The sequence below is a fragment of the Acidobacteriota bacterium genome, assembly GCA_040754075.1.
Lineage (GTDB): Bacteria > Acidobacteriota > Blastocatellia > UBA7656 > UBA7656 > JBFMDH01.
On record JBFMDH010000012.1, the window covers coordinates 136,690 to 159,779 of the forward strand.

The window sequence follows — 23,090 nt, forward strand, 5'->3', positions numbered from 1 at the left end:
CGGGGTCATCAAAAAACCGCAATATCATTTCGCCGCTGCAAATCTCTGAACAAGGCATATAGCTTCCGGTCGCTTCTTTGCGCCTGTTGTTTTTCCACCCTTCGACGCTCGTTTATCTCCGGCAATTTTTTTAACGCTTCAACGGTTGCAAAGAGAAAACCAGGTTTAAATCTTATTGGCGCAGTTACCGCTAATAACCAAACCCAGGCGATGTGGGAAAGCAACATTTTAGGGTCATGCAAATGAATCCAATGATAAATGAGGCGATTTCTTTGTTCGATAAGCCGAACCTTTCGGCGATTGAGTTTGCTGATGGTTGAAGAAATCCGATGATAAACCTTTGAGTCGGGTTCGTATAAGATAATGAATCCACGTTTCCAGGCGCGATAGCTTAATTCGACATCCTCCCAATAAAACGGCGATAGCAGATGTTCAAATCCGCCCAGTGATAAAAATTTATGGCGATCAAACATCGCCGCCCCGCCACCGGCAAACATTGAATAGTTGAATTTTGATGGAGCCGCCGCGTGGATTTCACCTTTCAATTCAACGACCGAATTTTCATTCTGAGGATTAACAACGCTGTAGCTTTGATGAACCCTGATGAAGCCACGTTTGAAGTCGCCGATTTTTCCAACCCCACATTCCCTGCCGCTTTCAAGTTCGTAGGTTCGGCAATGAACGGCAAAAACTGAATCATCGGTAAAGTGTTCAACCAACGGTGCAATGGCATCAAGGTCAACTTTGACATCATTATTCAGTAAAAAGATTAATCGGTGTCTGGCTTGGGCTACGCCTTTGTTGCAAGTCAAACTGAACCCCAGATTCGTCTCATTGCGCACAAAATTGATTTCAACATCATGAGTATTTTTTTTCTGTTCGCTTAACCAGTCAATCGTTGCATCCTGACCGCCATCATCGACAACCAGAATTTCAACATTCGACTTTGTTTCTGCGATATAAAAACGCGCGGCTTCAATAACCGAAGGCAGGAAAGTTTGCAGAAGAGAGAGTCCATTCCAGGTTGGAATAACGAAACTGACGGCGGTGTTCATAAGGATTCGCTTTAATGGCGGTGACGGGTTATATGTTTATGTTTGGGATTCGCCATTTTCTCAAGCGTTTCCAGATTTTTGTGTCCGCCCATTGCGATTAGCGCGTCACCTTCTTTAATCAAGGTATCTGCCGAAGGATTAAAAAGCATCTGTCCATTTTGGCGTTTGATGGCAATGACGATAACGTTAGCATCTGCGCGAATGCCTGTATCTTTTAAAAGACAATTGATGAACGGCGAGCCAACCCGTATCTCGATTTGTTCAATTTCCAAATCCAGTTGTTCGGTCATGGTTGCCAGTTCAATGAAATCGGCAACTGCCGGACGCAATAACATTTGGGACATTTGATGCGCGCCGGTTATCGAAGGTGAAACCACTTTGTTGGCTCCAGCCTTGATTAAGCGATTGATGGCATCTTCGGCATTGGCGCGAGCCACGATATAGACATCTTTATTGATGTCACGGGCGGTCAAGGTAATGTAGAGGTTGTCGGGGTCAGATGAAACCGCACACACCAACCCGCGTGCGCGGTCGATGCCGGCAGCGCGTAAAACCTCTTCCGTAGTCGAGTCGCCCATCAACACTAGATAACCTTGCGCCAGTAATCTATCAGCTAGAATTTCATTTTGTTCGATAACGACAAAATCTTCGCCCCGTCGGGCAATTTCACGAATAATGCCTGAGCCGATGCGCCCCGCGCCACACACGATAAAGTGGTCTTTCAGACTGTTGATGTCTTTATACATTTTTCTTTTTCCAAAGGTCGAGATTAATTCGAATTGAACAACGTATTGGGCAACCATGGTCAGCGCATAACCGATTGTGCTGACTCCCAAAATGATTAAACCGGAGTTGAAGTAACGGGCGGATTGGGTCATCTCAACCGGTTCACTGTATCCGATGCTGGTTAAGGTAATCAGGGTGAAATAGAAACATTGAAACCAGGAAATGCCAAGAATGATTTTGTAGCCAATCGTTCCGGTTGCGAGTAAAACGATGACTGCGCCCAGTGCAATGAGTAACCTTTGCCTTGATAACATAAATGAAAAATTGATGAAGCTTTATGTTAAAAGAAAAAGGTTAAAAAGCAAAATTCTTCATTTACTCGTCAGCAAATCGGTTGCGGTGAAAAAAAGAAAGCCTCTCACCGAACGTTAAAGTGAGAGGCTTTTGAAGAGCGGTTGTGAAGAGAACTGATTAAATGATGTCGGTTATTTGTGAAAAGACGGCAGCCCGGCGTTTCTGTATCGGACGAAATTCGCGTTTTTCCAGGGTTACGGAAACTTTCTTTTCTTCGCCTTTGCGAATCACTTTCATTTCAATCTGCCCTTCGCTTTTTTGCGAAAGGGAACCGAAGAGGTCGTCCAACCCGTCTACCTTTTTGTTATCAATTTCAATGATTACATCCCCGGCTTTTAATCCGGCTTTTGCCGCCGGGCTGTTTTCCGTGACTTCGGTTACTAAAATCCCTTTGCCACCTTTTACGCCGAAATATTCAGCCAATTGGTCGGTCATGGTTTCAACGGCAATTCCTAAACGGGAACCGCCGAAAAAGGCGCGACCGTTAAAATCGAAATTTAATTTGCCGAACTCACGCGGGGCAACAAATGGTCGCCCTTGAAATTCTTTGGAACGTTTCGCCATTTCCTCACTCTGCTGTTTGAATTTTTCCGTGAGTTCCTGAGTTAACTGACGATTGCTTTCCAGACCTTTAAGATTGTCGAGTTTGCCTTCAAATAAACCAAAATTTGCCGAGCGTTTTCCGAGAGTCGCTGCGATATTTTCGGTCGAGCCATCGCGAATAATTTCAAAGGTGACAGTGCGCCCGGCGGGTATGTCGCCCAGCAATCGTTGCAATTCCCGAACCGAGTCGACGCGACGAGAGTTGAAAGAAATGATTACGTCTTTGGCTTTGAGTCCGGCTTTTTCAGCAGGACTGCCTTCGATAACCTTTGAAATAACCGCCCCACGTTCCTCTTTAAGATTCAACTCTTTCATCTTTTCGGCAGTCACCTCTTCCAGATAAACCCCCAAATAGGCATCGTTACCCAGATTCAAGGTAAAGGGGACGGAATCAATCGGCGCAACCCATTCCGATTTTTTGTCTTTATTTTGAGAATTTTCTTTATTACCCGAAGCATCCTGAGCGAATGCACTGTTGGCAAAAAGCAATACGAGAACTGAGAAAATAAGGTAATGCCTTTTTTCCATTTTCATCCTCCGATAAGAGATTGGGTTTCAGGTTTATTTCAACTTAGGGCACGCCTGAATCAACAAAAAGTTCCAAAAGTATATAAAGAAAAGTCTGATCGCGCGAATCGCAGTTGCCAATTTCAGAGGGATAAAGAAATGCCTGGTATGTGCAGCCGATGGGATTCATAAATCATCACGGTCAAAGGCTGTTTTCTCGATTGGGGTTGACCGTTTTGCCGTCACTCCCAAGGCGACAGCGGTTTCGGCATAAGGCGCTCAGTTTATGCTGGTTTTCTCTGCCAAAGGTTTTGTTTGAGCGGTTATTTTTTTCCAAGGGCATTCCAGTTGGGGTTGCTCCTGCCTTAACCTCTCGACCAACCATCTGGCGCTGGCAATTAACCAGACAATGACTGAAAGCGCAGCAAAGAGAAAGACTCCGCGATAGCCTCGCAATGGGTCTTCGGCGGTTCGCAAAACCACAGAGAGAATGCCAGCCATCATCGGACCCAACAACATCCCCAAACATCCTGCGGAATTCACCAGCGCCATCACCTGAGTGCGCTCTTCCGGCACTGCCAGTTCTGAAGCATACGCCAGTGTCGGCGCATAAATCATCGAAGAGGCTGCACCGGCGGCAATCATAACTATGGGTAGCAGTGCGGGCGATACATGACCGAGTAAAGCGAGCGCCACAGCGTAAATTGCTCCACCGGTCACCAGGATGAGCGAACGGGCGAGGCGATCAGACCAATGTCCGATGGGATACATCGATAAAGCGAACGTGAAGGTGAGAAGCGCAAATAATAAACCAATATTGCGGTCACTCATTTCGTAAGCGCGATGGGCAAACAGCGAGAAGGTGACGATGATACAACCCACGGTAAATCGTTCGATAAACGCTGCACAAATCGGCACGATAAGCGCCCGGCGTTTTTTTAATACCGAGAATGGCGAAGTTTTGAACGAGTGCTGTGATGCACCGAATCGCTTGTTCGACATCATCGAAGCGACGCCAATCGAAGCAAGGATGACGCTGCCGAGCCAGAAGGGAACTCGCGGGTCGATGGTTGTTGTGAGTCCGCCGATAGCGTTGCCCAAAGCAACGGCTGAGATAATTGCGGCACCGGCAATTCCCATGATGCGTCCACCACTGTGCCGGTGGCTGACCGTCGATGCTTGTGCCAGTAGTATGGTTGCTGCACCAACGTGCGTTGCACCTTCAAGAAATCTCAGGAATAGAACTACAGTTGTCGAAATCGGACAAGCCACAGCCAGTAATAAAAGGGCATCGCTCAATGTAAGAACCGCCAGGATTTTACGAGGGCTACCCCCTTTGATAAACCACATACTCATCAATGGAGCAGCGATGGCAGCGCCGAGCATATTGATTCCCATAAATGCATGCATTGCGCCTTCGTTGCTTGCATGATACTGAGCAAATAATGGGCGAATAGCCGGAGCCACCAGCGTAGCCGGAAGCATCTGGAAGAAAATCGTGATTGCCAGTGGCATCAGGTTTTGCGCAGATGAGGGTTTGGGGTCTGAGAGATTTTCAAAATGCGCTTTCACAATTGCTTCCTTCCCTGGGTTGAGGTTTGTTCAGCAAAACGTCTAATGAATGCTTCCTGGGAGCGATTCTGTATATATCCACGAGCCACTGAGCGAACCTGCTCAATAGCCTTTTCAGGTGCATAGCCAATCCATACCAGATAGGCGGCTAGCATCGTCCCGGTGCGCCCCATGCCGGCTTGGCAATGCAACGCGACGCCTTCTCCATTAGCGATGACCTTTTCAATATCCCGGCAAAGCCTAGCCGCCGGACTGATGGCTGGAATTCCCATGTCTTTGATGGGGAAATGTCTTCCCCTCATCCCAAATGATTTGAGCTGGGGAAGTGGAAATGGCTCTTCGGTAAGCGATACCACGAGTTTGATGCCGGACTGTGCAATCGCTGTCAGGTCTTCATCCGCATCACCAAGCAATCCGGGGCGACCCATCCCGGCAAGCTGGTGACGAATGAGCCAATTGAAATGCGACGGCAATGGCGGATTTGGTGGGGGATATGAACAGTTGCCCTGTTCGAGAAATCGCGCGATTAGCTCATTAGGTGGATGATTGAAAAAGGTGTCAGCATCAGCACTAATGAGCAAATGTTTACCATATAGAAATGCTACATCATCGGCTATTGAGCGGGCGAAATCGAGATGATGCGTGACCACAACAGCAGCGCCCTGGGTTTTATGATGGTTTATGCGATTAACCAATTCTGCAATGCTTTCCGCCGTCTCTCCAACCGTCGGTTCATCCAACAGTAGAGTTTTCGCCCCGGATTGAAATACGCTGTCCCAATTTCTTTGGAATTGCCCGGTAAGTGAGGGAGTGGCAACGAAATTGGCTGACTTTAATTGGCGGAGCCGGAAGATGTCACAGGTTAGGAGATGATTAAGTGGCATTTGCTGAAAATCGATTGATTTATAATACCAATCTCCCCAAAGCTTCCACCTCAGCTTGACGGTTTCGCCGCTCAAGGCTTTCAACAAAGAGCTTTTGCCAGTTCCTCCCGGACCGAGAATGACTGTCGTAGCCCGGTTTTGCACCTGCCAATTTATCGCACCACAGATCAAGCCCTCCGGTCCTTCAATTTCACCATTACAAATCTCATACAATTTTGTGTGCTGAAACATTATCGTCCCTCTCTCAATCGCTCAGCCAGCGTACCGGGCAAACAGGCATTTGCGATAGATTTTGCGGTAGCTTCGATGTCATAGGCGACTCGATGAATTTCCACCTGGCGGGCGGCAATATCAATAATTGCAAATGCCGCGCGCGAGTCGCCGTCGCGCGGTTGTCCAACCGAACCGGGATTGATGAGCACAGCCCGTGCCGATGCAGGCCAATTCAGCGTTTTGTCAGGTTTGCATTCGACAATTTTTCCCTGATCCAACCACCCGACCATCGGCGTATGAGTGTGACCGCATAACCCGATATGCGGCCAGCCTTCTCTTGCAAGAATGGCGTTGAGATTAGCTTCCAACATGGTTCCGGTTACATAACCGGTTATATGCGTGTCATTGAGATAACATCCATGCACAGCAACGAACCCTTCAGGGTCAATGATGCGGTTGGGCAGATTCGCCAAATAAGCACGGTCATCGGATGAGAGTTGGCTGCGTGTCCAGGCTTGGATTAAGTGGGCTGTGGAATGAGTGCCAGGGGCTTGGGAAATCCCCGCAACGTCATGGTCATGATTTCCGGCGACGACGATCTGACATCGAGTCCGAATCAGGTGAATGCATTGCGCAGGTTCCGCATTATAACCAACCAAATCACCAAGACAGACCATTCGGTCGATGCCCAAATGACTGATGGCGTCAAACACCGTTTCAAGCGCGCTTAGGTTTGCGTGAACGTCAGCTAAGATGGCGATTCTCATCTCACGAATTCCCTTGGTACTGACCGTGTGAAATCGTTTTTGCCAGCCGACGGCGGGCAAGTTTTGCCGTGTCGGTTCGCACCAGTACCTGTTCAATGGCGCGCTCCAAATCAAGGGCTTCAACGTCCTGCCCTGATATACGAGATTGGAGCAGCCCGCCGAGGGCTTCGACATAGGCATAAATGGCTCTATCGTATTGGGCGTATTCCTCAACGCGATGCAGCATGGCGTAACCAATCGAAGGAAGATAATTTCCTTCAACGATGTCATCGTCGAGATAAACAACTTGTCCATCAATGATGGCGAAGTTACTAGGATGAACATCAAGGGCGATATTTCTGCGTGCAGCCAGAAGCAGCGAATCGACAATCGCATCGGCATATTTAACCAGCGCCGCAGCCAGCGCGTCTTCATCGTTTTCTTCGCAGGCTTCGTTCATCTCGGCTCTCAGAGTGACCACCCAGGGAGCCACCGTCCACAGCCAATAGGTTTGGTTATTATCCGGTTGAATGGAGACCACAGTATCGCCAAGCGCAAAGTGATGGAGAGAGAGTTTCGCTCTGGCGAGATGCAGTAAAGCGCTGCGAGCTGCATCGCTCGATTTGAAACCTCTTCTTGATGAGGTCTTCAAACACCATTGACCGGCTTGAAAAATAAAAACATCCGATTTGCCGCTGCCATCAAGATGCCCGCGTTGAGAGATAAGGTCGTCCCTCAATGACGGTATTTCCGTCGCCAACTCTCGCAAAATTTCCCGACCGGATGCGGGCCAGATGAACCCGCTCGGCACTTCACCGGTTGGCAACGGGGGCCAGTGAACGGTGGGATAAGATGTGAATTGCGGATGAAATTCGGGCGTCAGGTTTTCCAGATTTTCCCTGATGATAGTCGGGTCTAAAAGTGTTGCAGACCATTCGCTGGCTTGAACAAAACTGCTGGTTTCGACTACCGGCAAAACAGATTGAGAGTCGATTATTTCTACCGGCTCGCTTTCTTGCGCAGTATTCTCGCAACCTTCGTCGCTTTCTTGCGCAGTATTCTCGCAACCCTCGGCGCTTTCTTGCTCATGGTTCAATTGGTCAGGCGTTTCGCACTCCGTTGCGAGTGTTACGCTTGATTCAATCTCGTGTTCATCGTTTAGCGAAATTGGTTGAGCGGGCGTTTGTTCTTCTATCACCGGTTGCTTAAACCCATTGTATAAAACATCGCATTCGACCATCTGGCTATAAAGTTGATCTTTGGTTTCGGAAATCCCCACAATGCTTTCCAATCCGTGTTCAAGGATGGTTTGCTGCGTCAGGGTAGCTGCCGCTCTGATGGCAAGCACCACGGTCTCACGCACCCCGATGCCTTCTTGGGCGCAAGCTGACACGATTGATGTGGTTTCTTCAAGCCCCAATTGGTTTAGCAATTCATTGGCTGGAAGTGAATCGACTAAATCCTGTTTATTAGCCTGGACAACCAGTGGTATATCGCTGCCGATAATGGTGAGCAGGTTGTGAATCGCTTGTTGATTGTTTTCAAGTTCGCTCGGAGTTGAATCGCAGACGAAGACCACGACATCGGCAGTCTGCAAAAGATATTTGCGTCGTTCGTTGAAGATTTGCTGACCGGGAACCGTCAACAGTTGACAACGCAACCCGTATCCGCCAACAACCCCGCCTTCCACCTGAAGCCAATCAAAGAAAAGCGTTCTTCCGCCCATCTCTTCCGGGACGTACAATTCACTGCGACGCATCTTGGTAAAAAATTTGCAGAGTTGCTGAAGGTTCGTGGTTTTCCCAGCTTTTCCCGGGCCATCATAAACCACTCTGACAATAACCTTCTGTTGGTCGCGATCAAAAATTGCCATGCAAAGTGCTCCCGCTTATTTGAAATCATTGAGACAAAAGTAAAGGGGCTGATAAACATTAGCGGTCGGTAGTGACTCACTCCACGAAGGACACTTGAACGAGCAGGAATTTTGCAGTGCCCCTCGTGAAGGGTGAGGCTGTCGAGGTTCAGGCTGCAGCTTCAACTGCTGCCATGCTGCCGCGAGCTTTGGTTATCACCATCCCGAGATTGGCGCTCGCGCGGCAGACCGTCACCAAAACCATATCCTCATTGCGTTTGGCTCGTTGAAAGACATGAATCAGGTTGTCAGATAGGACAATGATTTCCTGAAAATAATGGTGCCCATCATCGCGAATTCCGCGCTGTTGTTTAAACAACCGTTCAACGGTGGTGACGTTGTTGCCCTGAAAGAGATCGCCGGTTGCTGCGGCAACCAGATCAAGGACTTCCTGCGGATGACTATCTACGGTTTTGATTCCCAGCAGCATCCCGGTTTTCATATCAACAAAACCGGCGGCAACACACTCCGGAACGTTTTTCTGCAAATTTGCAAGTTCAGCATCTAAACTCATGTTGTCTCCTTTATCAGATTGAACAAATGGCTGTGGGGCAAGATATTCCCCTTATCAATTAAGGAACCAGCGGTTCAATATCCGGCATAACTGATTTCAGTTGTGCCCAACCCATCCCGATATTGGTGGTCTTTTTGGTCACCAGCATGATTACCGCTTTGCCACCTTTTAGCGTCTTGGCAAAATGATAATTATGGATGGAGGTGATATGGACTTCTTCAAAATAATGCTGGCCGTTTTCCGAAATCCCACGATGCGCCCGCACCATTTGTTCAATGCGCCCGATATTGGAACCGCGAAACATATCCATCGTTGCGGCTGCCACAACTTCATTTAGCGTTTGAGTGTATTGCGAAGAATTATGGATTCCGAGCAACATCCCGGTATCGAGGTCAACCACTCCACAAGCCACCGCGCCGTCAACTTTATCTACGACACTTTTACATGCGTCATCAATCTTACCCATATTGAGTTTCCTTCCTTTTTTTACTTTGTTTTGAAAAGCGATTGCTTATCTGAGGGGCAGACTAAAAACCAAAATAAATGCGCCAATGAATTAAATGATTAGCGGCTCAAGAAGCGGCAACACCGATTTCAATTGCGCCCAACCTCTGCCGATATAGGTGGTTTTTTTGGTCACCAGAATAATGACTGCACGCCCGTTGCAGATGGTTTTGGCGAAGTGGAAATGATGTTTGGAGATGATATGAATCTCCTCAAAATAATGTTTTCCATCTTCTTTCACGCCTCGATGCGCACGGGTCATCTGTTCAATTTGGCTGATCCGTGTGCCTCTGAATAAATCAACAGCGGCTACAGCAAAGAGTTGATTGAGGTTTTCGGTGAACGGCAGGGTGTTATGAATTCCCATCAACTGACCGGTTTCGAGATTGACAATCCCACAGATCACCGACCCATCAACGCGAGTGAGAATCTCTTTACAGGCTGTGCTTACCGTTTCTTGATTGACCCCGCTATTCGGATGATTTGCCGCCGGTTCATCTTCATTTTCGGATTCCCAATCCTCTTCAAGTTTTTCATCCAGTAACCGACACCCTTCCATGAGGAGTTCCTGCCAACCCAGGGTAATGCTTCGTTCCGTCGATACCTCGCCAGCATTCATTTTGAATTGACCGCCTTCCCAGGTGAGCAGATTGTAAAAGGCTTCTTCGCCGCATCGGTTTTGACACTCAGCATGGACAACGTTGCCACGCTCAAACCAAATCATGCCGGATTCAGAACCTCTGGTGATCTCAAGCGCCCCGGTGGCATTTGCCAGCGCGTAGATTTGTACCAGGTCGGGAAGCATTGGCAACGAAATTGAGCCTGAAAATCCTTGATGTTTTGCCAGCGCCCGATTAATCGCCGCGAGAAACACTTCAAAGTCAAATGGTTTTTCCAAATACTCTATGGCGCCGCGCCGCATCACCTCTTGTCGCACTTCCGGGGTGTTGTAAGCGGTGATGATGATGATCGGCAGATTGGCAACCACTTCACGCGCTTTTAAAGCGAGTTCCAAGCCGTTCATCCGTGGCATCCGAACGTCTGTGACCAAGAGATTGGGTGGCGACTGTCGGATTCGAGCGAGCGCCTCAACCGGGTCAACGAACCCCTCGAATTCGATATCCGGACTTTCACGGACGAATTGCCTGGATATTGTCCAAACCAAGTGTTCCTCATCATCTACCATGACCACTCGACCTTTCATAGGTTTGCCTTGAATGCATTCGATATGCCGAACCATTTCTCTCAGACAAAACCCATCGGCTTATTCTAAGGTGTTACTTTTTAGTGGTTTGAGGTTGTTGCAAGGAAGGCGATTGAAATTTTAAAGGTGGTTCGTTTCTAACCACTGGTCAGGATGTGACCGGTTTAATTCCATACTCTCTCAGGTGTCGCCGCAAAGCGACTCTCGACATTGCCAGGATTGAAGCGGCGCGCGTGAGATTTTCACCGGTGCTTTTATAAGTTGCCAGGATATGCTGCTTGATGACCGCTTCAAGTGGAGAAGGGGTTGCGCAAGGGGATGGGAAGTTCGGTTTAAATTTCACCGCCCCGGATATTTCTATCGGCAGGTCGCACACCTTTATTTCCGCACCGCGAGCCAGCACCAGCGCGCGTTCGATGACGTTTCTTAACTCACGAACATTACCGGGCCACGCATACTGTTCCAGTTTCTCAAGCGCATCTCGGGAAATTGACAGATGCGGCTTGCCGACCTCGCCGCGAAGTTTAGCGACGAAATGCAGCGCCAGACGCGAGATGTCACCCGTCCGCTTTCTCAAAGCAGGGAGATGGATTTCGATGACTTTAAGGCGATGGTAGAGGTCTTCTCTGAACCGCCCCAGTTTGACCTCTTCGGATAAATCGCGGTTGGTGGCTGAGATGATGCGCACATCGGAATGAATTTCTCTTTCACCCCCCACTCTACGGAACGGATGACCTTCGAGCACTCTTAACAGTTTGGCTTGGATTTCACGCGGCAGTTCGGCTACTTCATCAAGAAATAATATTCCGCCGGAAGCGAGTTCAAATAATCCTCGACGGCTGTTCCGGGCATCCGTAAAAGCCCCGGCTTCGTGTCCGAATAACTCTGACTCAAGAAGTGTCGGCGGAAAGCAGGCGGCATTGACGGTGACAAATGATCCTGAAGCGCGTTTGCTTAAACCGTGAAGCAAACGCGAACAAACCTCTTTGCCGGTTCCGGTTTCGCCTGTAAGTAACACCGGTGTGCGTGGCGCAGTTGCCGCCGCTTCAATCTCATTCACTGCCTGTCGCCATATGGGTGATTCGCCAATCGTTGCTGCCCGTTCAGTCTCCATGCGCTGCATAGCTTCAAGCAATCGCCGCAATGATGAATTCTCAATCGCCCGCGATACCACGTTAATCAGGACTTCGGAAGTAATCGGCTTGGTAAGATAATCGGTTGCCCCTAATCGCAAAGCTTTAACTGCGCTGGTGGCATTGTCACGACCGGTCAATACGACGACCGGACAAACCGCGTCCTCTTCCTTCAAAGTGGCGAGCACTTCCATGCCGTCAGCATCGGGCAATCCCAAATCCAGAAGCACTAAATCGAAAGTGGATTGAGAAACCGCTTCAAGAGCAGATGTGGCATCAGCGACTACGCGAACCTCATAATGATAGCGCGATAGAATCGCGTTAAAGGCAAAGGCGAGGTCTTCGTCGTCCTCAATCAATAAAACAGATTTCATCTTCCTTTTCCCAGACCGGCAAAAATAAACTAAAAATGGTTTCAACCCCTGGAGTAGATGAGAGCAGCAAATGCCCGTGATTGCTCTCAACCAGACGTTGGGCGATTGAAAGCCCAAGACCTGTCCCCTTGGGTTTGGTTGTAAAAAACGGGTCGAAAACGTAGGGGATGAGGTCTTCGGCAATCCCCGTGCCGTCATCCTGGATGTCAATGCGAATCATTTTGGCTCCGTGTTTCTTCAGGTTGAAAGCGACGGGTTCGCTGGAACCCGCGATGCGAATACGTGACGGCTCGCCGACTGAATCCAGGGCGTTTTCAATGAGCGTCAGCAGCACCTCGACAATCTGTCCTTCATCGACATAAGCCGATGGCAGATCGTCATTCATCTCGACAACCGGAGTAGTTGAATAATCTTTAAATCGTGGGGCGAGAATATCGAGGGTGTTTTCGATTAGCGAAGCCGGATTGCAAATTTGTAATCGCGGAAGCTTAGGCTTGCCGAAATGCAGAGAGGTGGTGACCAGATGTTCGATTCGTTGAAGTAAAGAAAGCGACCGGCGAATATATTCCTGCCTGGGATCGGTCGGTTCGGTTTCAGCCATCAGGATTTCCGAAAGCGACCGCAGCGCGGCAAGCGGATTGCGAACTTCATGGGCAAACCCCGATGCCATGTGCCCTAGAGCGGTTAGCCGCTCAACTCTGCGCAATTCCATTTCAATCTGGTGGCGACTGCTCAGGTCTCTGAATAAAAGCACGTAGCCGAATTCCGGCAGACGGGCATCTTTGGGCGCAATGATCGTCATACCGATATCGAGTTTTCGCCTGCTCGAAGTCGTCAGTTCAAAATCAATGCGTTGCTCGCCGCTTTTTTCGGCTGCAAGCAACGCTTCCTGAAGCTTTTTATTTTTGCCAAAAACTTCGAGCACATCCTTTCCGAGTGACTGGGCAGAAGTCCCTTCGATGGTGCTTAGCGCCATGCGGTTGACGAATGAAATTAAGCCTTGCGGATTGGTGGTGATGATGCCTGCGGTAATCTCATCAAGGATGGTTTCGGTGAAGCGTCGGCGCTCTTTCATCGTATTAAATGCCAACTCCATTTCCTTTGTAAGATTGGCAATATGTTGACGCTCGTTTTTTATTTCAGCCGCTTCTACCTGTGGCGTCACATCGGATATTAATACAGCTTGATGGGTGACGGGTTTTTTTGAATTCAAGACCGGGGTGATTTTTATATCTCCCCAAAAGGATGAACCATCTTTTCGATAAACTTTTGCCACCATCTGTTTATGGTTTTCGGTTAATCCTTTAAAAACGGATTCATCTGCAAAGGCGCTGAAGAACCATTCATTGCGTCCAACCACATCCGCAGACGAATATCCGGTCAAGGTTTCAAATGCCTGATTTACTTCTATAATTGGCAGGTTGCGAAAGCTGCGGTCAACGATAAGCATTGCTTCGCCCGCGTGAGTGAATAAGGTTTCCATTATCGACAACCGTAAAGCGGATTGCTTGCTTCGTAAAATGGTGTCGGCGCGATTTTGTAATAGAGCGGGAAATAAAGGGTAGGTTAGAAAATCATCCGCGCCTGCCTTCAAAAAATCATTGGGAGCGATTTGCGTTTCAGTGCCGATAACCACAATGGCAGCCTTCTCACCAGAAGACAATAATCGAATCCTTTGACAAATGGATAAGGCATCAGCGGGCTTGATAAGCGAATCGACGATAACCAGATCAGGTTCAAGTCTACGAAAAAGTAATTCGACGTCATTGCCATCGGCAGCCTCAAACAGATGAAAAGTGTTTCCACTAAAAATGTGCCGTACCAATTCGCGAATTGAGGCATCGGTTATCGCCAGCAAGACAACTGTCTTGCCGGTGTTGGCTATTCTTTTCTCAGTTTTTTTCCGCATCGTCGTGAGCAGCTTATTACCCGTTGTTTTATCTTTAACTGAGAGATTATTCATCTATTAAATTGGTCAATAGTCTTATGGTCTAGATTGCGGAGATGCCTCAAGGAATTGGGGCACCGAGCTTACTTTAATAATGTACTGATCCATCGATAACTTTTTCCGTTCTCTGCTTTCCTGATTCTCAGATAGGTGTGCAGCTTTTTTAAATATGAACCGAGTTTGGGAAAAGGATGATTAAAATCAGATATAAATTCCTGATGAAGCAAGTCGCTTGCAATCAGTTCCGCGCCCCGCATCGGTGGGGAGAGCAGGAATCCTTGAAGCATATTGATTCCCAGTCCAAGAACCCTTTCCATATCTGCAAGATTTTCGATTCCCTCAGCGATTACTTCCGAATGAAACTCTCGTGCAATGTAGGCGAGCGATTCAAGGATAACGCGGCGATGTCTATCCGTTGAGCAATTCTTGATCAGGTGTTTATCGGCTTTGATATAATCCGGTCTGCAATCAAGTATCATTTTGAAATTAGAATAGCCACTACCCACATCATCCAGGGCGAGGCTTACGCCGCTTTCTCTGAGCGCGTTTAAGGTTTGTAAAAACTTGGAATAATCCCTGATGGTTCCTTGTTCGGTAATTTCCAATGTCACACGCGAAAGCGAGATGTTGAATTTTCTCGATAGCTCCACCAGAAAATAAGCAAAGTCGCTGTGGCGCTCAAGCGTGACCGCGTGCAAATTTAGAAACAGGTGTTGCCACGTAACCAATCCGGCAGCCGCGTTTAATGCTTCCGTTATACAGGCGCGATCCACAAGCGGCTCTTCTTTTTTTCTGCGCACATAATCAAAGAGAATATCCGCCCTTTCAAAACTGCTGCCTTTCGGTCCTCGGCTCAGGCATTCCAGTCCCTGAACGCATCCTCCGACTGGCGTGAAGCGGAAAATCGGTTGGAAAACCACGGATATTCCGCCGGGCTGGAGGATGGCATCAAGTTTTGAGGGGGTGCCGTTCGCGTTCATAAAACCACATTCATCAACGAAGAGATTCGTCGGTCGATCTCTGAAAGCGGTTGCGGTTTATGAAGGAACATATCGGCACCCAAACTACGGGCTTCTTTTTCTACTTCTTCACTGCCATATGCCGTCAAAACGATGATGCCGATATCCAGACATTGCTTGCGAATGAATTTGATTAACGTCAGTCCGCTGGAAATGTCTAGGCGGGTCAGGCGTAAATCGAGGACCACGACCGAGTAACATTCATTGGCGAGGAGGGATTCGGCTTCTTCGAGTTCACTTGCAAAATTCACATCGAATCCTCTGGTTTCAAGATAAACGCGAAGGAAAAATAGAATGTCTTCTTCATCATCGACGAGTAAAACCTTTTTTGAACCCATAGGTCACCTTTAGTTTAAATTGAAAAAAGTTGATTTGTGCGGAACCGCTAGTTATTCAGTCTTTTGTCCGGCTGAAATTTCTTGAATATTTTGAAGACACAAGCTGTTTAGACTAATTCCTTGTAAACCTTGAAAGAAGCACCCATAACCAAAATCATAGCTAGAATCCACTGATGTTTTATTATGTGCCAAGCTCTAAGCGGAAAACCCCTGAATTTCCCCTGTGAAAATAAATAGCAAAAGCGGTGCCATTAAATAGCTGCCGAGGCGAATGGCTAAAGTCTCTGAGGGTTTGATTTAACTTCAAGGCAGATAAACGGGATGTAGAGCAATCAGGTTGATTGGAGACGGATGTCTACATTTCGAGACATGATAATGCCGTGCTTTTTTATCTTCTTATATAAGCCGCTTCTCGATAATCCCAAAACCACCGCCGCGCGATCCACGTTGCCGCCTTCGAGTTTGAGGGTTTCCTCAATATGAGAGCGTTCAACATCCTCAATGGTTCTTCCTTGAAAGACAGGTGCGCCAGCGGGCAAAGCGGTTGTGTCGAGTCGCAGGTCGGCTTTGGTTAGCATCTTGCCGGTACTGAGCAAGACGGCGCGTTCGAGAATGTTGCGCATCTCCCGAATATTGCCGGGCCACGGATAAGTCTTAATGGACTCAATCGCATCTCTAGACAAACTCATCTCACCGCGTCCCAACATGGTTGAACGATCCCTAAGCAGGTGTCGGGCAATAATCGGAATGTCATCTGGTCTTTTGCGAAGCGGCGGGATTCGCAAGGTCAGCGTATTAATCCGAAAATACAGGTCGCTCCGAAATTTCCCACTTTCCACCAGTTGATAGAGGTTTTCATGGGTGGCGGCAATCAGGCGAATATTGACTTGAAGATCGCGCACCCCGCCAAGGCGACGAAACCGTTGTTCCTCGATTGCTTTGAGCAATTTTGGTTGAACTCTTAAATCGATATCGCCAATTTCATCCAGAAAAACCGTTCCGTGATTGGCGGTTTCAAACAGACCGGGCTTCCCGGTGATGGCTCCCGTAAAGGCTCCTTTTTCATGACCGAACAACTCAGACTCCAGCAAATCCGGGGATAACCCGGCACAATTTAAATCAACAAACGGCTCTTTGGCTCGGTGCCCATGGTCATGAATCCAGCGGGCTAATCTCGTCTTTCCCGTGCCGGTCTCTCCTTCAATGAGAATCGGAGTATCGACATTGATAATCATCCTGACCTGTTCTGCCAGCAGTTGCATGGCGGGGCTAACCCCAAGAAATGGATTTTTATCCAGGCGATCTTTTTGAACTTCACTGATAATTTGTTTTCGGCGGTTTCGCAGGTTCTCCAAAATCCGCTCAATCACAATACAAAGGGTTGCCAATTCGATAGGCTTGGTGAGAAAGTGCTCGGCGCCTTCTTTGATCGCCTGTACCGCAAGATTAATTGAGCCGTGACCGGTTAATACGATCATCGAAATATTTTTATCAATGGCTCGCAATTGCGGCAGTAACGTTAACGCCGTACCATCCGGCAAAGAATAATCACAAACTACAACATCAGGTTGAATCACCTGATACATATTAATCGCATCCTGGCAGTTGCCAGCCTCAGCAGTTTTATATCCTGCTTCTTTTAAATACTCACAAATTATTTGTCGCAGGTAAGATTCATCATCTACGACCAGTATCGTTCCTTTTATCATATCGAATACTTCCGCTTATCGCTTCAAGCAGGGTAAGCTGATGGAGACCTCAGCCCCCGGCTGTCCATCCAAACGGTTCCTGACCTGTATTTTTCCACCGTAATCTTCGATGATTTTTTGCACCAGGGAAAGCCCAAGTCCAATTCCTCCTTTACGACGTGTAAAGAAAGGTTCAAACACTCTGGGCAGATCATTGGGATTAAATCCACAACCCTGATCGATGATGTTGCACTCTATCCAGGATTGTCCCTCTAAATCGATGCGGTTCACTTCTATGTTTATTAAACTTTTCGCGGGAGAATGTTGAAGGGCATTTTGCAGGACATTTTGAAATACCTGCGTCAGTCTATTTTGATCCATCAATATCGGTGGCGACTCGATTTTAAAATCATATTCAATCAAAACATCACGTTCGTTTTGCAGTTGTCGACACCAGTTGATTGCCTGGGCGATGACCTCTTCGATTTTTCCGTAAGCTTGCGGAGATTTATTCGGCTGACCATAATCAATCAGTTCTTCCATCAGGGAACTCAACCGCTTTACGTTTCTTGAAATGATATCGAAGTAGATCTGATATTCAGTCTTCGCATTTAAGACTTGCTCGAAAGTTTCAACGGCTGCGGCGATACCAAAGAGGGGGTTACGAACTTCGTGTGCCACTCCGGCAATCAGTTGCCCCATCGCCGCCATTCTCTCATTGCGCCGTAACGATTCCTGCAATTGAATGATGGGAGTAATTTCGCGGATGGTAATAATGATCAGGTTTTCTTCCGGTCGATGACCCAATAGCGGGTTGGCAGTTAAATCCCAAACCTGCCCTTGCGATTTTTCGATAGCCTGCCAGGAGATCGCCTCGCCGGATTCGATAGCAACTTTTAATAACTTACTGGCAGTTTTCCAGGGTTCAAAGGTTGCGAGGTCATTGATTGTCGCGCCAACCAGGTTTTTAAATTCGGTTATTTTAGAGGCTTCGAGAGTCGCCTGGTTTGCCCTCTTGATTCGACCAAATCTATCGGTGAGGACGATGGGGAATTCGATAGCATCAAAGGTTGTTGTCCACTCCCAGGCGGATTTTCTGAGGGCATCCTTCATCTGGTTCTGAATTTTCTCCCGCTCATTACGGTCGGTAATATCCCTGCTGGTGGTGAGCAAACATTTTCGGTCATTGATCAGAATGGTTTGCAGTGAAACCAGGAGGGTTTTCTGTTTTCCTGATTTTGATTTTACATCGATTTCCATCCCTTTGATGCTGCCGGTCGACCGGATAATTTCTTTCACACATTCAGCTTCTTCAGAGTTCGCCCAAATTTTTAGTTCCCAGGGGTCACGATTAAGCATCTCTTCACGTGCGTACCCCAGCAAGAGCAGGGCGGCTTCGTTGACGTCAATGAACTGTCCGTTTTTGGCATCATGGATACTCATTGCCGTCAGATTTTCATTGAATGCCTTTGAAAATCGCTCTTCAGAGGCGCGCAGGTCTAGCTCCATGTGCTCGCGTTCTTTCTCAGTTTTATAGGAAACGATGAGACTGCCGCAAACCGCTATGAGCGGTTGCAGAAATCTGATGATTTCCTGATGGTATCCGGCAGGGCGATTGGCAAGCCCGACCATTCCGACCAACTCTTTGTTGAAATGAATTGGCAGTCCGAGATATTTATTGATGGGCGGGTGACCCGCCGGCAATCTGCCGGTTCGCGGATCATTGGCAATCACCGGCTTATCGGTAGTAATGGTTTCACCCAAAATGGTTTGGAGATTATAAAACTCCAGATTAGGCGCGTTACTTTCATAAAGCGAGCGGGTTTCTTCATTCCAGGCAATATTGGTGATGGCATGGGTTCTGAGATAGGGAGTTCCTTCGTGGGTGTGAAGGATTTCGCCAATGAAGCCATATTCGCTTTTGGTCAGCGATAAGAAATATTCGAGGATTCTTCCAAACACCTTATTGGGTTCATCCTTGTCGATAAATTGCGATTGAATATCATTAATTGCTTCCAACAGACTTTCATTAAGGTTGCGTTCAGTGACATCCAGAATCGTCGTCAGCAGACAATCTTCACCATCTAATTCCAGGTATTCGGCTGATAGTAATCCTTCGCGAATTTCACCGGTTTTTCTCCGAAAACCGATTTCAATGTTGTTGATTGGCTTTCGCTCTTCGACCAGTTGTGCAAGTTCATTGCATACGTCTTCGTACACCCAGAGATTCAATTGATCGGGGTTTTTGCCGATAAGTTCTTCTCGCGTATACCCGGTCGATTGCAGCGCTTTGTTATTAATGTCGAGATATTGATAATCTTTGAGGCTGATGATGCTGTGCCAATAGGGGCTGGAATAAAAAGCCTTGGCAAAACGCTTTTGCGAAGCGCGTAAATTCCTTTCCATCGCTTTTTGTTGGCTAATATCAATCATCATTCCGCGCAGCAGGATGGATTGATCATCGGCAACAAAAAGATTGAGCTTATCCCTGAACCATACGATATGCCCGTCGGCAGCAACCATGCGATATTCAAGATTCAAATTTGGCAGTTTCTTAAATTCGTCGATGGAAAGCGTGTAATAGTTTACCATCCAAGCCTGATCAGCCGGGTGGATATGATTGAACCAGAAATCCGCTTCCGAGAGCCATTGTTCAATCGGGTAACCCAACAACCGCTCGGCTTGTTTGCTGACAAAAGTAATCGAAAGGTTCGGCGAATGAATTTTTCCTGCCGGGTCAGGGCAGGTCGGCAGGGAGGTTAATTTTGCTTCCCAAATGATTCCGTCAATATCATTGATCAAGGATTTAACAGCCATCTGCGATTGCTTTAATTCATCCTCCACTTTTATACGATCCGTAATATCATTGCCAATGAAGAGATTGAATCGTTCCCCCTCGAATTCTAAAATTTCTCCCGAAACCAGATAGGTTCGTATATTTCCGTCTTTTCTCCTTACCTGCATCTCGAAGTTTTTTACTGTTTTATGCTCTTTAAGGATTTCGTAGAGCTTGGATAATTCATCGAGGTTTGTAACCATGCCGAGTTCTACCGCCGTATGCCCGATCAACTCTTCTCTGGAAAACCCCGTTAATTCAGCTAGCGAGTCATTGACCACCAGGAACCTGCCATCAACTCCGATGCTGATAGGTTGAGTAAGGACATTGATAACTTTTGAAAAGGATTTCTTTAATTCTTTCAAGGGTTGTTTGGTTTTTTTCGACTTGGGTGAATCCATCACCGTGCCGATATAAGAAATTATTTCGCCACCTTCATCGCTGACCGCGCGCGCCATGACCGTAAGACGCATCGCCTGCCCTGGCGATGTTATAAAGCGGTATTCGTCAACATAGTCTTCGGCTTTTTCAATCGCCTGTTGCCAGGCTTTAAGCACTCGGGGTTGATCTTCAGGGTGAATGCCGTCTGCCCATCCCATTCCTAACGCCCGGCGCATGGACATCCCGGTTATTTGACACCATTTCGCATTAACGCCGAGATAATTCCCCTGGGCATCGGTTTGAAAAATGCCGAATGAAGATTGAACCGCATCTGGTCGAAGCAAACTCTCTTCTTGACCCTCATCCGCAACCGCTATCGCTTTCTCCTGTTCTTCATCCTGCAACCATATTCCCATACCCAGCGCCACCCCTGCGGGAAATAGCAGCCCAATAATTCCGCCATAAATCAAATCAGTGTTTTCGACTAACTGTGTAAAGAGGATGAATAGGATGTAACCTCCTAAAACAGGTTGAGCGCGCGCAAATAAAATTAATGATGTCCCCTTCACCTTGCGTTCTGACTGCTTTTTGATTGTTCGTACAATGCCGGTCACACAGGCTAAGCAGGCTGCGCAAATGAAAAGAGAAGTTAAATCGATTCGCAAGAAATCAGGTCGAGGAGAAGAATTGGCAGCATAGGCATCACTTAGGGTGAATGCCAATATGATAGGAACGGTAATCAGGTTCCCCCACCAGAAGAACTTGTTAGCGGTTATCCGACCGGTTGCCAATTCAGGCGCGTCAATTTGCCTACGCCCCATCGCTTTGCAACGCTTCGACCATATTTGAGGATGATTTTTATGATGGCGGCGAAGAAAAGAGCGCATGAAGACGACCATCAATACTGCTAAACTTCCCAGTAATATCAAATTTAGAATGATGCTTGTTCGAGTCGACATTATATTTCCCACTTATTCAATCTAAATTTTCAAAAAATATCATTGACCAAAGTTATTGAGTGGTCGTTGCGTTTTTGGCTAAAAACTATGGTGATCATTTTTTCTAAAACAAATTTTCAAATCCTCTCATTGCACTCGCCCTGCAAACCACTGAGAAGCACTCGCAATGCACCGAAAATTAAAGCCTGCTTGATTCCTGCAAAATCCCTTCAATCTTCAACTGCAAAATATAAGCGATGGGTGGCAGGCAGCGCATGGTGAACCCCCTCCCCTTTAAATTTAAGAAAATATTTAAATACCGTCGTCATCAAGACGAACATCTATCCACAAATACTTTAAAAATCGGTTTATTAAAGGAAGTAAGAAGGGAAACTACACCGAAAGAGTAATTGAAATTGTCTCATTACTCAATGCAAAAACTGATTATTTAATCCCTGCTTTCAAAGTAACGGGTCAGCCAAAGAGGCGCAAAGCGTTTTTGCGTACCTGGCGTTATTTCTCACAGCTATGGGGAATTTCGTAAACAAAATTGGAGACCTTCACCGAGCTGGAATTAGCGAAGTCGTCATTTATCATTGGCATCGATATGCGCTTGTTTTTTTGGTTTTCGTGATTCTGGCAGTGCTTGAATAATAGCCATTGAATATGTGGTGGGGAGGGGTAGCCAGGGCGGCGTTGACCGATAATGCCCGAAGAGTTTTTTGAAAGTGGTTATCCGAGACGCCGTGCTGAAGACGAGATGATTGAAACCCTTGCTCAACTTTTCGCGCGAGTTGCGCGGGCGCGACAAACGCTGAATTACCGTATAGCGACGGCATCAGCGTTGTTGAGTTGAATCGCCGGATTCATTGCCATTTTTGCCTCGTTTGCGCGCCTGATGTAAGGCGCAAATTTATAGACTTTTACAATCCACTTTCAAAGTGCAAAAGGCATATCAATTGTAACCCTACAGTTTTTTATCTGACTTACTTTGCAACCTGTGATGATGTGTAATCTCACACAACTATTTGGGTGAAAGTGCCCAACGTAAATTGCTGGTTTGAAGTTATGTACTGACAGCCTGAGATATATCATCAACCCGCCTGCGAAAAAGCCCGGCACAGACCTTGCTAATTATTTTCTATACCTGCAAACGCTTGTAGCCAAGTGTGCTGCATTCGCTTCAATGGAGTTGTTTGAAAAGTAAACAGCAGGGGAAAGCCCCAATCCAAGTAGAGCAGCACCACAGATGGCAGTTTAACCTGAAAGACCAATTACAAAGGGGGACTTATGCAAAACATAGAGAATCGTGAGCATCAACAAGACGGCAGGCAATCTCTGGCTGGCAAGAGTGAAGGTTTTGGCTGGGGCATATTTCTGCTGTTGACCGGGACTGCCTTGCTGGCAGAAAGAGTGGGATGGTTTCCTTCGGACATCAAGTGGTTTTTACCCATTGTGCTCATTGCCTGGGGTGCCGCCAAAATCTTTGCGGTTTTCGCAAATCGAGATTAATCCCGATTATGCTGGTTTGTAGAGGTCGGCTCGACGCTGACAAAACAACTATTGAACGGCGCGTAAGCATTGCTTGAATCAATCCTGCGAACCTTTTTCGCCGAACCTCTATGCCGTTTGAGTGTACCA

Annotated in this window: 18 protein-coding genes; 2 read left to right on the forward strand and 16 right to left on the reverse strand. The window is 47.3% G+C overall.

What is annotated here, in order from left to right; all coding sequences use genetic code 11:
• Positions 1-8: 8 nt before the first annotated feature.
• The 16 genes from AB1757_14880 to AB1757_14955 form a co-directional block, all read right to left on the reverse strand.
• Entirely contained in the window at positions 9-1,055 is a 1,047-nt protein-coding gene (locus AB1757_14880; GenBank protein ID MEW6128321.1) for a glycosyltransferase, read from the reverse strand.
• An 11-nt stretch (positions 1,056-1,066) separates the two neighbouring features.
• The gene (locus AB1757_14885; GenBank protein ID MEW6128322.1) at positions 1,067-2,095 is read right to left on the reverse strand and encodes a potassium channel protein; all 1,029 of its coding nucleotides are present in this window, start codon (positions 2,093-2,095) and stop codon (positions 1,067-1,069) included.
• A 157-nt stretch (positions 2,096-2,252) separates the two neighbouring features.
• Positions 2,253-3,266, reverse strand: a complete 1,014-nt coding sequence (locus AB1757_14890) for a PDZ domain-containing protein (GenBank protein ID MEW6128323.1) — start codon at positions 3,264-3,266, stop codon at positions 2,253-2,255.
• Between the two features lie 258 nt (positions 3,267-3,524).
• The gene (locus AB1757_14895) at positions 3,525-4,817 is read right to left on the reverse strand and encodes an MFS transporter (protein ID MEW6128324.1); all 1,293 of its coding nucleotides are present in this window, start codon (positions 4,815-4,817) and stop codon (positions 3,525-3,527) included.
• The gene (locus tag AB1757_14900) at positions 4,814-5,932 is read right to left on the reverse strand and encodes a hypothetical protein (protein MEW6128325.1); all 1,119 of its coding nucleotides are present in this window, start codon (positions 5,930-5,932) and stop codon (positions 4,814-4,816) included. Before AB1757_14900 ends, AB1757_14895 begins: the two co-directional genes overlap by 4 nt.
• A complete protein-coding gene (locus AB1757_14905; GenBank protein MEW6128326.1) occupies positions 5,932-6,681 on the reverse strand; it encodes a metallophosphoesterase family protein in 750 nt (249 codons plus the stop codon). Before AB1757_14905 ends, AB1757_14900 begins: the two co-directional genes overlap by 1 nt.
• Position 6,682: 1 nt before the next feature.
• Positions 6,683-8,533, reverse strand: a complete 1,851-nt coding sequence (locus AB1757_14910; GenBank protein ID MEW6128327.1) for a GTPase domain-containing protein — start codon at positions 8,531-8,533, stop codon at positions 6,683-6,685.
• 148 nt (positions 8,534-8,681) lie between these two features.
• Positions 8,682-9,086 (reverse strand): hypothetical protein, encoded by a 405-nt coding sequence (locus AB1757_14915; GenBank protein ID MEW6128328.1) that lies wholly within the window; start codon positions 9,084-9,086, stop codon positions 8,682-8,684.
• Between the two features lie 58 nt (positions 9,087-9,144).
• Entirely contained in the window at positions 9,145-9,552 is a 408-nt protein-coding gene (locus AB1757_14920; protein MEW6128329.1) for a hypothetical protein, read from the reverse strand.
• Positions 9,553-9,642: 90 nt separating this feature from the next.
• On the reverse strand, positions 9,643-10,794 hold the full coding sequence (locus AB1757_14925) for a DUF4388 domain-containing protein (GenBank protein ID MEW6128330.1): 1,152 nt from the start codon (positions 10,792-10,794) through the stop codon (positions 9,643-9,645).
• A gap of 148 nt (positions 10,795-10,942) precedes the next feature.
• Positions 10,943-12,301 carry a sigma-54 dependent transcriptional regulator gene (locus tag AB1757_14930; protein ID MEW6128331.1) on the reverse strand — a complete coding sequence of 453 codons (1,359 nt, stop codon included), beginning with the start codon at positions 12,299-12,301 and terminating at the stop codon, positions 10,943-10,945.
• The gene (locus tag AB1757_14935) at positions 12,279-14,210 is read right to left on the reverse strand and encodes a PAS domain-containing protein (GenBank protein ID MEW6128332.1); all 1,932 of its coding nucleotides are present in this window, start codon (positions 14,208-14,210) and stop codon (positions 12,279-12,281) included. Before AB1757_14935 ends, AB1757_14930 begins: the two co-directional genes overlap by 23 nt.
• Before the next feature lie 122 nt (positions 14,211-14,332).
• The gene (locus AB1757_14940; protein ID MEW6128333.1) at positions 14,333-15,229 is read right to left on the reverse strand and encodes an EAL domain-containing protein; all 897 of its coding nucleotides are present in this window, start codon (positions 15,227-15,229) and stop codon (positions 14,333-14,335) included.
• Positions 15,226-15,606 carry a response regulator gene (locus tag AB1757_14945; GenBank protein MEW6128334.1) on the reverse strand — a complete coding sequence of 127 codons (381 nt, stop codon included), beginning with the start codon at positions 15,604-15,606 and terminating at the stop codon, positions 15,226-15,228. Before AB1757_14945 ends, AB1757_14940 begins: the two co-directional genes overlap by 4 nt.
• 332 nt (positions 15,607-15,938) lie before the next feature.
• A complete protein-coding gene (locus AB1757_14950) occupies positions 15,939-17,315 on the reverse strand; it encodes a sigma-54 dependent transcriptional regulator (GenBank protein MEW6128335.1) in 1,377 nt (458 codons plus the stop codon).
• Positions 17,316-17,330: 15 nt separating this feature from the next.
• Entirely contained in the window at positions 17,331-21,080 is a 3,750-nt protein-coding gene (locus AB1757_14955) for a PAS domain S-box protein (protein MEW6128336.1), read from the reverse strand.
• Between the two features lie 1,075 nt (positions 21,081-22,155).
• Between AB1757_14955 and AB1757_14960 the strand changes: the two genes are divergently transcribed.
• On the forward strand, positions 22,156-22,305 hold the full coding sequence (locus tag AB1757_14960; GenBank protein ID MEW6128337.1) for a hypothetical protein: 150 nt from the start codon (positions 22,156-22,158) through the stop codon (positions 22,303-22,305).
• Between the two features lie 434 nt (positions 22,306-22,739).
• Complete coding sequence (locus tag AB1757_14965; protein MEW6128338.1) at positions 22,740-22,961, forward strand: DUF5668 domain-containing protein; 222 nt, start codon at positions 22,740-22,742, stop codon at positions 22,959-22,961.
• The last annotated feature ends 129 nt before the right edge of the window (positions 22,962-23,090 follow it).

Coding starts and splice junctions, on each gene's coding strand:
- AB1757_14890 (MEW6128323.1), bottom strand. CDS start 3,266: ATGGAAAAAAGGCATTACCTTATTTTCTCAGTTCTCGTATTGCTTTTT.
- AB1757_14900 (MEW6128325.1), bottom strand. CDS start 5,932: ATGTTTCAGCACACAAAATTGTATGAGATTTGTAATGGTGAAATTGAA.
- AB1757_14910 (MEW6128327.1), bottom strand. CDS start 8,533: ATGGCAATTTTTGATCGCGACCAACAGAAGGTTATTGTCAGAGTGGTT.
- AB1757_14950 (MEW6128335.1), bottom strand. CDS start 17,315: ATGATAAAAGGAACGATACTGGTCGTAGATGATGAATCTTACCTGCGA.
- AB1757_14915 (MEW6128328.1), bottom strand. CDS start 9,086: ATGAGTTTAGATGCTGAACTTGCAAATTTGCAGAAAAACGTTCCGGAG.
- AB1757_14880 (MEW6128321.1), bottom strand. CDS start 1,055: ATGAACACCGCCGTCAGTTTCGTTATTCCAACCTGGAATGGACTCTCT.
- AB1757_14925 (MEW6128330.1), bottom strand. CDS start 10,794: ATGAAAGGTCGAGTGGTCATGGTAGATGATGAGGAACACTTGGTTTGG.
- AB1757_14885 (MEW6128322.1), bottom strand. CDS start 2,095: ATGTTATCAAGGCAAAGGTTACTCATTGCACTGGGCGCAGTCATCGTT.
- AB1757_14920 (MEW6128329.1), bottom strand. CDS start 9,552: ATGGGTAAGATTGATGACGCATGTAAAAGTGTCGTAGATAAAGTTGAC.
- AB1757_14935 (MEW6128332.1), bottom strand. CDS start 14,210: ATGCGGAAAAAAACTGAGAAAAGAATAGCCAACACCGGCAAGACAGTT.
- AB1757_14930 (MEW6128331.1), bottom strand. CDS start 12,301: ATGAAATCTGTTTTATTGATTGAGGACGACGAAGACCTCGCCTTTGCC.
- AB1757_14960 (MEW6128337.1), top strand. CDS start 22,156: ATGCCCGAAGAGTTTTTTGAAAGTGGTTATCCGAGACGCCGTGCTGAA.
- AB1757_14940 (MEW6128333.1), bottom strand. CDS start 15,229: ATGAACGCGAACGGCACCCCCTCAAAACTTGATGCCATCCTCCAGCCC.
- AB1757_14945 (MEW6128334.1), bottom strand. CDS start 15,606: ATGGGTTCAAAAAAGGTTTTACTCGTCGATGATGAAGAAGACATTCTA.
- AB1757_14965 (MEW6128338.1), top strand. CDS start 22,740: ATGCAAAACATAGAGAATCGTGAGCATCAACAAGACGGCAGGCAATCT.
- AB1757_14905 (MEW6128326.1), bottom strand. CDS start 6,681: ATGAGAATCGCCATCTTAGCTGACGTTCACGCAAACCTAAGCGCGCTT.